Origin of the sequence: Pseudomonas sp. Tn43 (assembly GCF_014192635.1) — a bacterium.
In the GTDB taxonomy this organism is placed as follows: Bacteria; Pseudomonadota; Gammaproteobacteria; order Pseudomonadales; family Pseudomonadaceae; genus Aquipseudomonas.
This window is the reverse complement of record NZ_JACHYG010000014.1, coordinates 40,203-55,593: the sequence shown is the minus strand read 5'-3', so window position 1 is coordinate 55,593 and position 15,391 is coordinate 40,203. Positions and strand designations below refer to the sequence as shown.

Genomic DNA, 15,391 nt, shown 5'->3' with positions numbered 1-15,391 from the left:
CTGAACCCCTGTAGGAGCGAGGCTTGCCCGCGAAGGCGGCGGCACAGTCAACATTGATATCGGCTGACACACCGCCTTCGCGGGCAAGGCTCCAACGGTAAGATGTATCAAAAAATTTGCATTCATTTAACTGCGGGTATATACACGCACTATGCTTCCTTCTCAATGTTTGTGCACTAACCTGCGTCGCGCCGCTCGTGGCGTCAGCAGGCATTACGACGGCGCCCTCGACGGTTTCGGGATCAACGTTGCCCAGTATTCTCTGCTGTGCAATCTGCAGCGTCTGGATCAGCCAAGCATCTCGTCCCTGGCCGAAGCCATGGGCCTGGATCGCAGCACGCTGGGGCGTAATCTGCGGGTGCTGGAGGGCGAAGGTCTGGTAACGCTGACCGAAGGCGAGGACATGCGCAATCGCATCGTCCTGCTCACCGAGACAGGGCGCGAACGCCTGGCGGCGGCGTTGCCAGCCTGGGAAGCGGCGCAGCAGCGGTTGATCGATCGCCTGGGTGCCGAGAAGCGTGAGATTTTGCTGAAACTGCTGGATGAACTGGCTTGAGGCCAGTTTGTTCGATCTTAAGCGGGTATATACCCGCTACCGGAGAACAACAATGACATCGATGTGGCGTACGTGCGGTTGGGTGCTGTTGGGGAGTGCGCTGATTCTGGCGTTGTCATTGGGAGTGCGACACGGCTTCGGGCTGTTTCTGGCACCCATGAGTGCCGAGTTCGGCTGGGGCCGCGAAGTCTTTGCCTTCGCCATTGCTTTGCAGAACCTGATCTGGGGCCTGGCCCAGCCATTCACCGGCGCATTGGCCGACCGCTTTGGCGCTGCGAAGGTGGTGTTGATCGGGGGTGTTCTGTACGCCTTGGGTCTGGCGTTCATGGGGCTGTCCGATTCGGCGGTAACCTTGTCCTTGAGCGCGGGGCTGTTGATCGGTATCGGCCTGTCGGGCACCTCGTTTTCGGTAATCCTTGGCGTGGTCGGCCGTGCGGTGCCACCGGAAAAGCGCAGCATGGGCATGGGGATCGCCAGCGCTGCCGGTTCTTTCGGTCAATTCGCCATGTTGCCCGGCACGCTGGGGTTGATCGGCTGGCTTGGCTGGTCCGCGGCGTTGCTGGTGTTGGGGCTGGTGGTGGCGCTGATCGTGCCGCTGGTGAGCATGCTCAAAGACAATCCGCTGCCGGTGCTCGGTCACGAGCAAACCCTCTCTGAAGCGTTACGCGAAGCCTGCTCCCATTCAGGATTCTGGCTATTGGCGTTCGGCTTTTTTGTCTGCGGTTTTCAGGTGGTGTTCATCGGCGTGCACTTGCCGGCCTATCTGGTGGACCAGCACTTGCCGGCCTCCGTCGGCACCACGGTGCTGGCGCTGATCGGCCTGTTCAATATCTTCGGTACCTATACCGCGGGCTGGCTTGGCGGGCGAATGTCCAAACCGCGCTTGCTCACCGGTCTGTACCTGTTGCGAGCGGTGGTGATTGTGCTGTTCCTCTGGGCGCCGGTCACTCAGGTCACGGCTTATCTGTTCGGCATGGCCATGGGGTTTCTCTGGTTGTCGACGGTGCCCTTGACCAACGGCACGGTAGCGACCTTGTTCGGTGTACGAAATTTGTCCATGCTCGGTGGGATCGTTTTCCTTTTCCATCAGCTCGGCTCGTTCCTCGGCGGCTGGTTGGGTGGGGTGGTGTATGACCGGACCGGGAGCTACGACTTGATCTGGCAGGTGGCAATTCTCTTGAGTCTGGTGGCCGCAGCCCTGAACTGGCCGGTGCGCGAGCAGCCGGTGGCGCGTCTGCAAACCCGGATGAGTGCCGCATGAACAGTCTCTGGCCGCAAATGGCTGCTATCGGCGTCGGCATTTTGTTGCTGGCCCTGGCATGGTGGGGCTGGCATCAGGGTGGCCTGGCATTGATGCAACTGGGCATGGGTGCTTGCTAGCGAGCGGCGAAGGCGAGTAATTTCGTTTTTTGACGATTGTTCAAGGATGCACCGACATGCTGATGCGCTGGATTGCAGTACCCGCATTGTTGATGGCTTTCACCGGTGTGGTCCAGGCGGCAGAATGCCCCGAGTTATTACAAGGCTCTTTGCCCAAGCTGCGTGCCAAGGAGTCCATCGATCTGTGCCAGCGCTTCGCCGGCAAGCCGCTGGTGGTGGTCAATACCGCGAGTTTCTGTGGCTTTGCCCCGCAATTCAAAGGCCTTGAGGCGCTATACCAGCGTTACAAGGATCAAGGGCTTGAGGTGGTCGGCGTGCCGTCCAATGACTTCAAGCAAGAGTCCAAGGATGGTGCAGAGACTGCCAAGGTTTGTTACGTGAACTACGGCGTGACTTTCACCATGACCGAGCCGCAGAAAGTCCGCGGTGATGACGCAACGCATTTGTTCAAGGTTCTCGCTGCACAAAGCAGCTCGCCGAAGTGGAATTTCTACAAGTACGTGGTGGATCGCCAAGGCAAAGTGGTTGCCAATTTTTCCAGCCTGACCAAGCCGGATAATCCCGAGTTCATCGAGGCGGTGGAGAAAGCGCTCGCATCGAAACCCTGATCGACATGCACTAAAAAGCCCCGCCTCTGTACAAGAGCGCGGGGCTTTTTCAATTCAGGCGGCGAGGGCGTCGCCGTGAATCATCAGAAACGGTATGTCGCGCCAACACCGAAACCGTTCGCATAGTTTTCATACTCTGCGCTGTAGTTCTGACGGCCGTTGCTGTTGTTGACCTTGACCGATTCTTCGCGCAGGTACGAGTACGCCACGTCGATGGTCAGGTCGTCGGTCGGGCTCCAGCCGGCGCCCAAGCTGAAAATCTTGCGATCGCCCGTCGGGATGCGTGGGGAGCGGTCGACGTTGTTGGTCGGTGCCTGGTCAACGGACAGGCCGGTACGCAGAACCCATTGTTTGTTCAACTGGTACGAAGCGCCGATGGCGTGCGCCCAGGTGTCGTGCCAGTTCTGTTCTTCGGTGATGGTACCGAACTGGCCATTGAGGATAGCCGGAACGCCTTTGTTCTCAACGGTGATTTCTTTCAGGCGGCTCCAGCGAGTCCAGGTGCTCCCTGCGTAGAGCGTCCATTGGTCATCCAGTTGATGAGTGACCGAGAAGTCGACCGACTCAGGCGTGGTGATATCCAGAGACGCGTCATACTTCTGGTTCGGGTTCTGGCCAACGGCACCGAGGAGGTTGTAATTGACCTTGGTGTCACCTTCCAGCTTGTACTTCACTTTCGAGTGGTAAGTCAGGCCGACGCGCGTGCTGTCGGTGGCTTGAACCAGAATACCGATGTTGTAACCCAGCGCGGTGTCGTCACCCTCGATCTTGACCTTGCCGTCCGGCGCGGCCTGAGTGATCGACAGGTTCGATTCCAGGGTGCCGGAAATGTGGTTGATGGTCGGACCAAAACCGATCGACACCTTGTCGTTGAAGGCGTAGCTGACGGTTGGCTGGAGCGTCACGATCTTGACTTCGCTCTTGCTGCCGAAGTATTTGCCGGCGAAGCCGTTCTCGTAGTCGGTCACCAGGCCGAATGGAGCGTAGACACCGAAACCGAATGCCCACTGGTCATCGATTGGCTTTACGTAGTAGCCCATGGGCACGCCCATGAAAGGGACCATGTCACCCTTGTTGGTGCCACTATTCGGACTGGAGCTTGCATCACTGATATCAGCGTGGGCGTCGATAAATGCAACACCACCGCTCACTTGTTCACGCTTGAGGCGAGACATGCCGGCAGGGTTACCAAAAACTGTAGATGCGTCGTCGGCAGAAGAAGATCGCCCGGCAAAACCTGTCCCCATCCCGCTGATGCTTTGTTCGTTGAGCGCGAAGCCACTTGCGAAGAGTTGGGTGGAAGCCATGGCAACGGCGAGGCTAAGGGTGGTTTTGAGCATTACTTTTTTCATTATTAGAATTCCTGGTGATCACCGGCGCGGAAATTACCAAGATTTTCGTCTGGGCGCTATAGCTTGTAACGCTTGAGTTAGAGCGGTTTTGTAGGACAATCTGACCAAAATCGCGACCAGTTGTGCGATTTTCGTAAAGGGGTGGATCAGCAGGCGACCTGATTCAACGATGAAACACAGGTTTGCCACGCGTAGGTGAAATCTCGCAGTCGACCTTGGGGCTGGAAAGTCTGGCGCCAGATTCGGGCCATTCCCAATAAGTCGTCGGAGGCGGGGAGGGGAGTGTTCTGTTCTTCTACCAGCAGCCAGGCAATGGCAGTGGCGTAACGCAGGTTGACGGTCAATTCCAGATGCGGCCCGCTGAGAAAAGCATGCTGGCTGGCAAGGCCGCGGACCAGGCTTGCCCGATCCGGGTCCAGGGCCAGGTAGTGATCCCAAAGTGCCTGGTGGCGGGGTTCGGCGATTCGGTACAGGCCGTGTCCACGGCGGTCATGCAGGGCTGAACCAAGGGCTGACTGACTGGCGGCGATGCCCAGCAGCAGGGATTCGGCAGTTGCGCTATGGCGTCCGAGGTAGATCAACGTCGGACGGATCACATAACGACACAGTTCGCTGGCAGCGATTCCCATAAAGCCCTCGAAACATGAAGTGGTCGGCGAGGCCTGAAGGCCTTGGCAGCAGTGGATCGATTCAGGCTCGCCGCAAGCGGATCAAGCCGCTTGAGTTGAAGTGTAGTGTCATTATTTTGCTGTAAAGGACTGTTTTTAAAATATTTCCGGCTTCGAGTTATAACCGTTATATCGGTTGGTGCTTAGCCGTATGCCGCGAAATGAGAAATATCGGGCAATAAAAAGCCCCGCTTTTCAGCAGGGCTTTTCAGGTTTCAGCTTTTCGGGTGTCTCAGGCAACCAGTGCCTGGCGAGTACGTTCGATCACAGCCTGCAGCGGTTCTGCGCTGGAGTATTGATCAGGGTACAGGCGTTCGCTGTGACGAGCGATGCCGTGTTCATTGACCAGAGTGAAGCTGAAACAGCCTTTGCGAGCGGCCAGGATCAGGCAGTTCATTGGAGCAAAAGCGTTGGTTAGGGTGCGAATGGCATCCTGAGTGTGGATTTGAGTGGACATAATGGGTGTTCCTACAAGCGACACGGATAAGAACCGTGCAAAGTTAAAACGTTCCAGTAACGACGACCACCATTGGTCGAACGAAGAACCCGACTGGAACAAAGCAGCCAGTTTGAAGCGCTGATAAATTGGCGCGCTTGGGCTGGCAGGTAGGTACTTAGGAGGGCAGGCAACACATCAAGGGCAAAGGTTCTGGGCCCGGGGTGAAGATCCTGATCAATTTGCAGGCTGGTTCGGTCAGAGTAAGTGAGCTTGGCAACACCCTTTGCTTTCGATTCAAAGGCTGTGTTGGCGCAAGATTTACCTGGAAACCATCGAGGTGGTCGATCCCGTTTTGTCGGTGGAGGCTTCTCTTAGGGAAGGCTGACCGGAGGATTTGTTCGACCAGAATTGACTTTCAGCTTGGTACTAACGTCGCGGATACTAACGGATCGAATGGCAGAAGGGAAGTCTGTTTGAAAAAAAGCGCTGAAGGGCCTGTCGGCAAGTCTCGATTGAACTGTCGAACACACCAGTGCCCCACAATAGCCCGGAACCCGACCGTTGATCCGAGAGAACGATCGCGTCAGGACCGATCGGCGGCAAGGGTTGCTCGGGTTTATCCCCAGACGCTATCCAAAAACGCGCCGAAAAAGCGCATCGGTATAACCGCTTCCCAGGCACTTGTGCACACAAATTGCGCGAACTGTCATCGCGCTGTCATCCTCGCTTCAACAGGAGTGGGTGCCTGTAATGAAAATTTAAGTCAATGAAAAACATCGCTTTTTTTTACTGGTGAAAAAATCGTCAGTTTGACTGCGGGCCCCACGCCACACGGCTTTGCGCCAGTTCAAAGGCGGTTGTCCACTGAGTTATCCACAGCTTCTGTGGATTGTCCCAAGCGCTTGCTCTAGGACGGGCGTGCAGGCTTTTTTCGACTTTACCTGTACGAAAAAAAGAGTAGAGTGGCGCGCCTTCCGATCTGCCCCACAGTGCTTTATGAAGTTTCGCTCATCCGTCTCTGCTACCTCAACGCCCTCCCGTGTTATCCCGCCCAAGCGCTTTGCAATGCGCGTGGCCGAGTGGTTACTGGACAGCCCACGCCTGGGCGAAAACTCCAACGTCAAACACTTCGCCGGACGCTTGCTCAAGCAGCCTGCCCGTGAAGGCGTCGTGGCGGCGCAAAGCCGTCTCGGCCAGTTGATGTGCCGCGAGTGCGGTAATGCCCGGGATCGCCGCATTGGCCAGGAGCTCCTGCGTCAGGCCGCGCGTGCGGGCGACCGACGTGCACAAGAGGAACTGGGTCTGGGCGAAGACTGAGCTGTCCAAGACCTGACACCTTGGTTAACCTTCACGCTTTATCGAATCGGCAGGAGTGGCTATGGCGATGGACTTGACCAGCGCATTGCTGGGGCTGGCGGGCGCCGGGTTGCCGTTATTGGTACTGGCCTGGCAGCTTCAGCGGCGGGCGAGTGCGGGGCAGGCCGAACTGGCGTTGCTGGAAGAGCGTCTTGCCATTGCCCAATTGACGCAGGATGGCTTGACTGCCCAGCTTGATACTTGCCGTGATGAAATCGCTGACTTGAGCCAGGCCAATGCCGCCAAACAAGCGGATCTGGCCGCGCTGCGCCGTGAAGTCGAACTGCTCCAGATCGAACGTGACGACGCCCGCGATGCGTCTCACGCCTGGAATATCGAACGTGCCGGCAAAGAGGCTGAGTTGCGTCGCCTCGACGCGCAGGCCGCTTCCCTTAATGCCGAATTGCGTGAGCAGCAGGAAAGCCATCAGCAGCGCCTCAACGACCTCCAAGGCTCGCGAGACGAGCTACGCGCACAATTCGCCGAGCTGGCGGGAAAAATCTTCGACGAGCGTGAGCAGCGTTTTGCCGAAACCAGTCAGCAGCGTTTGGGGCAGTTGCTCGACCCGTTGAAGGAGCGCATTCAGTCGTTCGAAAAGCGCGTTGAGGAAAGCTATCAGGCTGAAGCCCGCGAGCGTTTTTCCCTGGCCAAGGAGCTGGAACGGCTGCAACAGCTGAACCTGCGCCTGAGCGACGAAGCCACCAACCTCACTCGTGCGTTGAAGGGGCAGAAAACCCAAGGCAACTGGGGCGAACTGATTCTCGAGCGGGTGCTTGAGCACGCGGGTCTGGAGAAGGGGCGTGAGTACCAGACCCAAGTCAATCTCAAGGGACCGGACGGCGAGCGTTTCCAGCCGGATGTGATTATTTACCTGCCCGGCGACAAGCAGGTGGTGGTCGATTCCAAAGTCAGTCTCACGGCCTATCAGCAATACGTGGCGGCCGAGGACGATGCCATCGGCCAGATCGCTCTCAAGCAGCACGTGCTGTCTTTGCGCAGTCACGTCAAAGGCTTGGCCGGCAAGGACTACAAGCGGCTCGACGGTTTGCACAGCCTGGATTTCGTTCTGCTTTTCGTCCCGATCGAGGCCGCGTTTTCTGCGGCATTGCAAGCTGAACCGACGCTGTTTCAGGAGGCATTCGACCGCAACATCGTGATCGTCAGCCCGACTACGCTGTTGGCCACCTTGCGGGTTATCGACAGCCTGTGGAAGCAGGAGCGCCAGAGCCAGAACGCCCGGGAAATTGCTGAGCGCGCCGGTTGGCTGTACGACAAGTTCGTGTTGTTCATCCAGGATCTGGATGAAGTCGGCAATCGCCTGCAACAACTGGACAAAGCCTACAGCGCAGCACGCAATAAGCTGACTGAAGGCCGCGGCAATCTGGTCAGTCGCAGCGAGCAGCTCAAGTTACTTGGGGCGCGAGCCAGCAAGAGCTTGCCGGCGGACCTGCTGGAACGGGCGATGACGGATGTCGATGGCTTGGCCGAGCTACCGGAATAAGTAAGGCACTACCTAATCTTCGTGGCGAGGGTGGGCTGGAGGACGGCACTACAACGGCAAATGCCGACTCAACAACGCCCGCAACGCCGCCGGTTTCACCGGTTTGGCCAGGTAATCCAGGCCAGCCGCATGCACCTGGGCCACCGTCTCCGGCCGTCCATCGGCACTGATCACCACCCCCGGCACCGGCTCGCCCAGTTGTGTGCGCAACCAGGCCATCAACTCGGTCCCGGTTTCGCCATCGTCCAGGTGGTAATCCACAAGCGCCAATTGCGGGCGCATTCCATCGCCGAGCAGCGTCGCGCATTCCACACGGTTACGTGCGGTCCAGACCTGGCAACCCCAGCGGGTGAGCAAACTGTTCATGCCGATCAGGATGCTGTCTTCATTATCAATACACAGCACCTGCGCGCCGCTGAGCAAATGGCCATTGAGTTCGGCCACTTTGACCGGCGTTGCCGTTTGTGTCCGAGCCAGCGGTACGCTGACACTGAACACGCTGCCGCGACCCGGCCAGGAACGCACGCGCAAGGTATGACCCAATACGCGACACAGCCCATCGGCAATCGCCAGGCCCAGGCCCAGACCTTTTTCGGCCCGGGTCTGGTGGCTGTCGAGGCGTTTGAACTCTTCGAAAATCACCTGGAGTTTGTCTTCTGGAATACCCGGTCCACGGTCCCAGACCTCAAGGCACAGCTCGCCGTTGCGCCGCCGAGCGCCGAGCAGCACCGGGCCTTTGGCATAGCGGAAGGCATTGGTGAGGAAGTTCTGCAAAATCCGCCGAAGCAGTTTGATGTCGCTGTCGACCCGTAATGCGCTGCCCCTGACGCGAAACTTCAGCCCCTGTTCCTGCGCCAGTGCCTTGAACTCCGCGCCCAGCGTATGGAACAGATCATTGAGTTCGAAAGGCTTGCGGTCAGGGTTGATCTTGCCGTTTTCCAGGCGGGAAATGTCCAGCAGATCGCTGATCAGGTCTTCGGCCGAGCGTAGCGAACTGTCCAGGTGATGAACCAGCTTGCGGGCTTCACTGGATAAATTTTCTTCCTGGTGGGAGAGGGCGGCAGAGAACAGTCGTGCAGCATTCAGCGGTTGCATCAAGTCATGGCTGACGGCGGCCAGGAAACGGGTTTTCGACTGGTTCGCCGATTCGGCGACGCCTTTGGCTTCGGTCAGGGCAACGTTGAGTTGCGACAGTTCGTGGGTCCGTTCGATGACCCGTTGCTCGAGGCCTTCGTTCGCTTCGGTCAGCGCCTGTTCGGCCTCGCGGAACGCGGTGATGTCGGTGAAACTCATGACGAAACCGCCGCCGGGCATCGGGTTACCGATCAACTCGATCACTCGACCATTGGGGAACAACCGTTCGGAGGTATGGGCCCGGCCCTGGCGCATCCAGTGCAAGCGACGGGCGACGTGCACTTGCGCTTCGCCAGGGCCGCACAGACCGCGCTCGGCGTTGTAGCGAATGATGTCGGCAATCGGCCGGCCCACGCTGATCAAACCGTCGGGGTAATTGAACAGTTCAAGGTAGCGCCGGTTCCAGGCCACCAGTTTCAACGACTGGTCGACCACGCTGATACCTTGGGTGATGTTCTCGATGGCGCCTTGTAACAGGGCGCGGTTGAACTGCAGCACTTCCGAGGTTTCGTCGGCGATTCGCACGACATCCTCAAGCTGCATTTCCCGACCTTCGATGGCGGCTTTTACCACCGCCCGGGTCGAAGATGCGCCGAGCACGCCGGCCAGCAAGCGTTCGGTATGGGCGATCCATTCACCATCGGCATTCTGGTTGGGGTTGAAGCCTTTGCCCTGGCGATAGGCGAAACGGATGAAGCTCTGACGAGCGCGTTCTTCGCCGACAAAGCGGGCGGCCAGTTGCAGCAAGTCGTTGATCTGTACTGCCAGCATTGAGCGGGAGTTGGGGCGCGCGCTGATTTCCTGGCCGATGAAGCGGCCGGCCTGCCAGTGCTCCGAAACCCGCGTGCGTGACAGCAGCGAGACCCAGGTGAACAAGGTAAAGTTGCCCGCCAGGGACAGCACCACGCCTTGAGTCAGCGGCGTGATCGGCAAATTCAACGGGTTGCCTTGCAGCCAGGCCAGGCCTGGAAAACTGCTCAAGGGCAAGCCAAGGCTGTTGGCAGCGATCGGCAACACCAGCGTGTAGAACCACAGGAACGTACCGGCGGCCAGCCCGGCAAACACTCCACGACGGTTAGCCTGTTTCCAGTACAACGCGCCAAGCATGGCCGGGGCCAGTTGGGTCACGGCGGCAAAGGCGATCTGGCCGATGGTTGCCAGGCTCGCGGTGGACCCCAACAGTCGATAACTGACGTAGGCCAGCAGCAGAATGACCACGATGCTCACCCGCCGCGCCGATAGCATCCACTGGCGGAACACTTCGAACGGCCGCTCGGCGTTGTTTCGCCGCAGCAACCAGGGCAGCAACAGGTCATTGGAAAGCATGGTCGACAGCGCCACGCTGGCCACGATCACCATCCCGGTCGCCGCCGAAGCGCCGCCAATGAACGCCAGCATCGCCAGGGCGGGATGAGATTGCGCCAAGGGCAGGCTGATGACGAATGAGTCCGGCAGCACCGAACCGGGCAGCAACATCTGACCGGCCAGCGCAATGGGCACGACAAACAACGCGGCCAGCGCCAGATAGGCCGGGAACACCCATTTGGCCAGGCGTAGATCCTGAGGATCGATGTTTTCCACCACGGTCACATGGAACTGCCGGGGCAGGCAAATGATCGCCATCATCGCCACGCCGGTTTGCACCACCATGGACGGCCAGTTGATGGTTTCTTTCCAGTACGCTTCGAGGCGCGGGGCGAGCATGGCCTGATCGAAAAGGTCGTCGAAACCGTCGTACAGGCCGTAGGTCACGAACGCGCCTACCGCGAGAAAAGCGAACAGCTTGACCAGCGACTCAAAAGCAATTGCCAATACCATGCCGCGGTGGTGTTCCGTGGCGTCGAGGTTGCGGGTACCGAAAACGATGGTGAACAGCGCCAGCACCAGGGATACGATCAGGGCCGTGTCCTGCGCGCGTGTGCCCATGGCGTCGGCACCGGCGCCAATCAGCAGGTTCACGCCCAGCACAATACCCTTGAGCTGCAAGGCGATGTACGGCAGCACGCCAACCAGGCAAATCAACGCCACCACCACGGCCAGCGACTGGGATTTGCCGTAGCGGGCGGCGATGAAGTCGGCGATGGAGGTGATGTTCTCCTGCTTGCTGATCATCACCATTTTTTGCAGGACCCACGGCGCGCAAATCAGCAGAAGAATCGGCCCGAGGTAGATCGGCAGAAATGACCAGAGTTGTTCGGCCGCCTGACCCACGGCGCCAAAGAATGTCCAACTGGTGCAGTAAACGGCCAGCGACAGGCTATACACCCAGGCACGCACCCGTGGCGGCAACGGCGTGCTGCGCCGATCGCCGTAAAAGGCGATAGCGAACAGAATGGCCATATAGGCCAGGGCGACGGTGGCGATCAGCCCGATGGACAGCGACATGGGAACTCCAGGCAAAAGACATCCGGGACTCCGCCCGGTCAAGACAGTCTCGCATGACCGCTTGAGTTAGTCAGTGTCGACCAAGGTCGTGACGTGGCGGGGTATCGCAATACCTGTAGGAGCGAGGCTTGCCCGCGAAGGCGGTGTTGTTCCTGATTCAACGCAATCTGATGCATATCTGCAAAACAGATAACAGTTAGAGAAATTACCCGTTATATCGATATTCGATTCGGATCTACCATGAGCTCCACCTCACGAGAGGACAGGAGTTCACCATGACCTGCACCCATAGCGTTAAACCCGGTATCAAACCGCTCAGTCATTTGCAGCACCCTCGAGAAGCCATCCGCCAATTCACCCCCAACTGGTTCGCGGCGACCATGGGTACGGGTGTGTTGTCGCTCGCGTTTGCGCAATTACCGGCGGCGAATCCTGGTCTGCATGCGATCGCCGAAGGCCTGTGGCTGTTCAATATTGTTCTGTTTGTTGTGTTCACGGCCATGTATGCCGCGCGCTGGATCATGTTCTTCGACGAAGCGCGGCGGATTTTCGGGCACTCCACGGTTTCGATGTTTTTCGGCACCATTCCCATGGGCCTTGCGACCCTTATCAATGGCTTTTTGTTGTTCGGTTTGCCGCGCTGGGGCGACGGCGTGATTCATATCGCCCAAGCGCTCTGGTGGCTGGACGTGGCGATGTCGCTGGCCTGCGGCGTATTGATTCCCTACATGATGTTCACCCGTCAGGAGCACAGCATCGACCAGATGACCGCGGTCTGGCTGTTGCCGGTGGTCGCGGCGGAAGTGGCGGCGGCCAGCGGCGGCTTGCTGGCGCCGCATCTGGCCGATGCTCATTCACAACTGGTGGTGCTGGTGACCAGCTACGTACTGTGGGCCTTTTCCCTGCCGGTGGCATTCAGCATTCTGACTATCCTGTTGCTGCGCATGGCGTTGCATAAGTTGCCCCACGAAAACATGGCCGCCTCAAGCTGGCTGGCTCTTGGGCCGATTGGCACCGGTGCGCTGGGCATGTTGCTGTTGGGGGCTGACGCGCCAGCGATCTTTGCCGCCAACGGTTTGCCGGGTATCGGCGAGATTGCCGCAGGGCTTGGCTTGGTGGCCGGCATCACGTTGTGGGGCTTCGGGCTCTGGTGGATGCTGATTGCGCTGTTGATCACCGTGCGTTACTTGCGCGCCGGTATCCCGTTCAATCTTGGCTGGTGGGGCTTCACTTTCCCGTTGGGCGTCTATTCTTTGGCGACGTTGAACCTGGCAAGCGCATTGCACCTGACCTTTTTCAGTGTCTTTGGCTGTGTGCTGGTGGCGTTGCTGGCGGTGATGTGGCTGATTGTTGCCAAACGCACAGTGCAGGGCGCATGGCGAGGTGAGTTATTTGTTTCACCCTGCATTGCAGGATTAAACAAATAACCGGCCAGGATTGGGTAATCTGTGGCCTGGATCGACGTTCCACATTCCAATAACAATTGTTACGCCGCTTTTTTATCCAGCACCAATTACCCAACATCAGCTACCCAACATCAGGGCACATGGAAGATGAGTCACCCCTCGCAGTTCACCTTGCTTCGCACTCGGCGCTTCCTGCCGTTTTTTATCACCCAGTCCCTGGGGGCCTTCAACGACAACATTTTCAAGCAGTCGTTGATCCTCGCCATTTTGTACCGGTTGACCATCGAGGGTGACCGTTCGATCTGGGTCAACTTGTGTGCGTTACTGTTTATCTTGCCGTTTTTCCTGTTCTCGGCCCTGGCCGGGCAATTCGGGGAAAAGTTCGCCAAGGACGCATTGATCCGTCTGATCAAGCTCGGGGAAATCGTCATCATGGCGGTGGGGGCGGTCGGTTTCATGTTCGATCACCTGTCGCTGATGCTGGTGGCGCTGTTCGCCATGGGCACCCACTCGGCGCTGTTCGGGCCGGTGAAGTACTCGATCCTGCCCCAGGCCTTGCACGAAGAAGAGTTGGTGGGTGGCAACGGCCTGGTGGAAATGGGCACCTTCCTGGCGATTCTCGCCGGGACCATCGGCGCCGGGATCATGATGTCGACCAGCAACTACGCGCCGGTCGTGTCCACGGCAATCATCGGTATCGCCGTGCTCGGTTACCTGGCCAGCCGCGGCATTCCCCGTGCGGCGGCGGCAACGCCGGAAATGCGTTTGAACTGGAACATTTTCAGCCAGTCCTGGGCCACCTTGAAGTTGGGCCTGGGGCAAACCCCGGCAGTATCGCGTTCGATCGTCGGCAACTCATGGTTCTGGTTTGTCGGGGCGATTTATCTGACGCAGATCCCGGCGTATGCCAAGGAATGGATGCACGGCGACGAGACTGTGGTGACGCTGATTCTTACCGTGTTCTCGGTCGGTATCGCACTGGGTTCGATGCTTTGCGAGAGACTCTCCGGGCGCAAAGTCGAGATTGGTCTGGTGCCGTTTGGCTCATTCGGTCTGACAGTGTTTGGCCTGTTGCTGTGGTGGCATTCCGGCGCGATTCCAGACAGTGTTGCCGGCCATGGCTGGATCGAAGTCCTTGGGTTCGGACACGCCTGGCTGGTATTGATCGATATCCTCGGGCTTGGGGTCTTCGGCGGTTTCTACATCGTGCCACTGTATGCGCTGATTCAGTCGCGTAGTGTCGAGAACGAACGGGCGCGGGTGATCGCTGCGAACAACATTCTTAACGCCCTGTTCATGGTGGTCTCGGCCATTGTGTCGATCGTCTTGTTGAGCATTGCCAAGCTATCAATCCCGCAGCTGTTCCTGGTGGTGTCGCTGCTGAACATCGGCGTCAATGCTTACATCTTCAAGATTGTCCCCGAGTTCAGCATGCGCTTCATGATCTGGCTGCTCGGCCATTCCATGTACCGCGTCGAGCATCGCAACCTGGAGCTGATTCCCGACGAAGGCGCGGCACTGCTGGTTTGCAACCATGTGTCGTTCGTCGATGCGTTGCTGATAGGCGGCGCGGTGCGTCGGCCGATTCGCTTTGTGATGTATTACAAAATCTACAACCTGCCGGTTCTGAACTTCATCTTCCGCACGGCGGGGACGATTCCAATTGCCGGGCGTCAGGAGGACATCCAGATTTATGAAAAAGCCTTTACCCGCATTGCGCAGTATCTGAAGGACGGTGAACTGGTGTGCATCTTCCCTGAAGGTAAATTGACCGCCGATGGCGAGATCAATGAGTTCAAGGGTGGGCTGACGCGGATTCTGGAAGAAACGCCGGTGCCGGTGATTCCGCTGGCATTGCAGGGGTTGTGGGGGAGTTTTTTCAGTCGGGACCCGGACAAGGGCGTGTTTCGTCGGCTGTGGTCCCGGGTGACTCTGGTGGCCGGGCCGGCGGTGGCCGTTGAAGTGGCTGAACCGGCGACGTTGCAAGGGTTGGTGGGGGAGTTGCGTGGGGCCGTTAGATAAGTAGTTGTTTGCCCGGGCCTCATCGCGGGCAAGCCCGGCTCCCACAGGTTTTGTGTTGTGCCGCATAGTGTGGACACACCACCAATCCCTGTAGGAGCGAGGCTTGCCCGCGAAGACGGTAGAGGCCTAAGCGCTGATCTTGAGCCCAACCAACCCGGCAATGATCAACGCCACACTGGCCAACCGAAACAGCGCCATGGATTCACCAAACAGAATGATCCCGGCGATCACCGTGCCCACCGCACCCACGCCAGTCCAGACTGCATAGGCCGTGCCTAGCGGCAACTCCTTCATGGCAAGGCCCAGCAAGCCCAGGCTGATCGCCATGGCTGCAATGGTCAGTGCGGTAGGAAGAGGGCGGCTGAAGCCATCGGTGTATTTCAGGCCGACGGCCCAGCCGACTTCGAACAGGCCAGCGAAAAACAGAATGATCCAGGACATTGAAGACCTCCATCGATGGATGGGGTCGTCCCCGGATTAATCACTCGATCGAGCCGCGAGGTCGTCCCCGCGTTGCGCAATAGAGTGCCCATCATTAACCCGAGGATCAAGTTAGGTTGAACAGGCGCCCGGTGAAGTAACCC

General features: G+C 58.5%; 13 protein-coding genes. 8 read left to right on the top strand and 5 right to left on the bottom strand.

Annotated features, from left to right (window positions below):
* Positions 1-151: 151 nt before the first annotated feature.
* The 4 genes from FHW68_RS24355 to FHW68_RS24345 are packed head-to-tail and all read left to right on the top strand — an operon-like array spanning position 152 to position 2,544.
* The gene (locus FHW68_RS24355; protein WP_095634557.1) at positions 152-556 is read left to right on the top strand and encodes a MarR family winged helix-turn-helix transcriptional regulator; all 405 of its coding nucleotides are present in this window, start codon (positions 152-154) and stop codon (positions 554-556) included.
* 52 nt (positions 557-608) lie between these two features.
* Positions 609-1,817: an MFS transporter gene (locus tag FHW68_RS24350; RefSeq protein WP_095634558.1), complete on the top strand. Its 1,209-nt coding sequence runs from the start codon at positions 609-611 to the stop codon at positions 1,815-1,817.
* Positions 1,814-1,936, top strand: coding sequence for a hypothetical protein (locus FHW68_RS27350; protein WP_008071541.1), 123 nt, complete (start codon positions 1,814-1,816; stop codon positions 1,934-1,936). The genes FHW68_RS24350 and FHW68_RS27350 overlap by 4 nt, the downstream gene beginning before the upstream one ends.
* Before the next feature lie 56 nt (positions 1,937-1,992).
* The gene (locus tag FHW68_RS24345) at positions 1,993-2,544 is read left to right on the top strand and encodes a glutathione peroxidase (protein WP_183683491.1); all 552 of its coding nucleotides are present in this window, start codon (positions 1,993-1,995) and stop codon (positions 2,542-2,544) included.
* 83 nt (positions 2,545-2,627) lie between these two features.
* On the opposite strand, the gene FHW68_RS24340 is transcribed toward FHW68_RS24345, so the two are convergent.
* The 3 genes from FHW68_RS24340 to FHW68_RS24330 form a co-directional block, all read right to left on the bottom strand.
* Positions 2,628-3,896, bottom strand: a complete 1,269-nt coding sequence (locus tag FHW68_RS24340; RefSeq protein ID WP_183683489.1) for an OmpP1/FadL family transporter — start codon at positions 3,894-3,896, stop codon at positions 2,628-2,630.
* A 146-nt stretch (positions 3,897-4,042) separates the two neighbouring features.
* A complete protein-coding gene (locus FHW68_RS24335) occupies positions 4,043-4,525 on the bottom strand; it encodes a hypothetical protein (RefSeq protein ID WP_038979731.1) in 483 nt (160 codons plus the stop codon).
* Positions 4,526-4,796: 271 nt separating this feature from the next.
* On the bottom strand, positions 4,797-5,021 hold the full coding sequence (locus FHW68_RS24330) for a hypothetical protein (protein WP_095634561.1): 225 nt from the start codon (positions 5,019-5,021) through the stop codon (positions 4,797-4,799).
* Between the two features lie 978 nt (positions 5,022-5,999).
* Between FHW68_RS24330 and FHW68_RS24325 the strand changes: the two genes are divergently transcribed.
* On the top strand, positions 6,000-6,320 hold the full coding sequence (locus tag FHW68_RS24325) for a sel1 repeat family protein (RefSeq protein WP_095634562.1): 321 nt from the start codon (positions 6,000-6,002) through the stop codon (positions 6,318-6,320).
* A 175-nt stretch (positions 6,321-6,495) separates the two neighbouring features.
* On the top strand, positions 6,496-7,860 hold the full coding sequence (gene rmuC / locus FHW68_RS24320; RefSeq protein ID WP_168185142.1) for a DNA recombination protein RmuC: 1,365 nt from the start codon (positions 6,496-6,498) through the stop codon (positions 7,858-7,860).
* A 48-nt stretch (positions 7,861-7,908) separates the two neighbouring features.
* On the opposite strand, the gene FHW68_RS24315 is transcribed toward rmuC, so the two are convergent.
* Complete coding sequence (locus FHW68_RS24315) at positions 7,909-11,379, bottom strand: PAS domain-containing hybrid sensor histidine kinase/response regulator (protein WP_095634564.1); 3,471 nt, start codon at positions 11,377-11,379, stop codon at positions 7,909-7,911.
* Between the two features lie 275 nt (positions 11,380-11,654).
* On the opposite strand from FHW68_RS24315, the gene FHW68_RS24310 reads away from it, so the two are divergent.
* Positions 11,655-12,806: a TDT family transporter gene (locus FHW68_RS24310; protein WP_183683487.1), complete on the top strand. Its 1,152-nt coding sequence runs from the start codon at positions 11,655-11,657 to the stop codon at positions 12,804-12,806.
* A 126-nt stretch (positions 12,807-12,932) separates the two neighbouring features.
* Entirely contained in the window at positions 12,933-14,807 is a 1,875-nt protein-coding gene (locus tag FHW68_RS24305; RefSeq protein ID WP_183683485.1) for an MFS transporter, read from the top strand.
* A gap of 126 nt (positions 14,808-14,933) precedes the next feature.
* On the opposite strand, the gene sugE is transcribed toward FHW68_RS24305, so the two are convergent.
* Positions 14,934-15,248, bottom strand: a complete 315-nt coding sequence (gene sugE, locus FHW68_RS24300; RefSeq protein ID WP_095634567.1) for a quaternary ammonium compound efflux SMR transporter SugE — start codon at positions 15,246-15,248, stop codon at positions 14,934-14,936.
* Positions 15,249-15,391 lie beyond the last annotated feature (143 nt).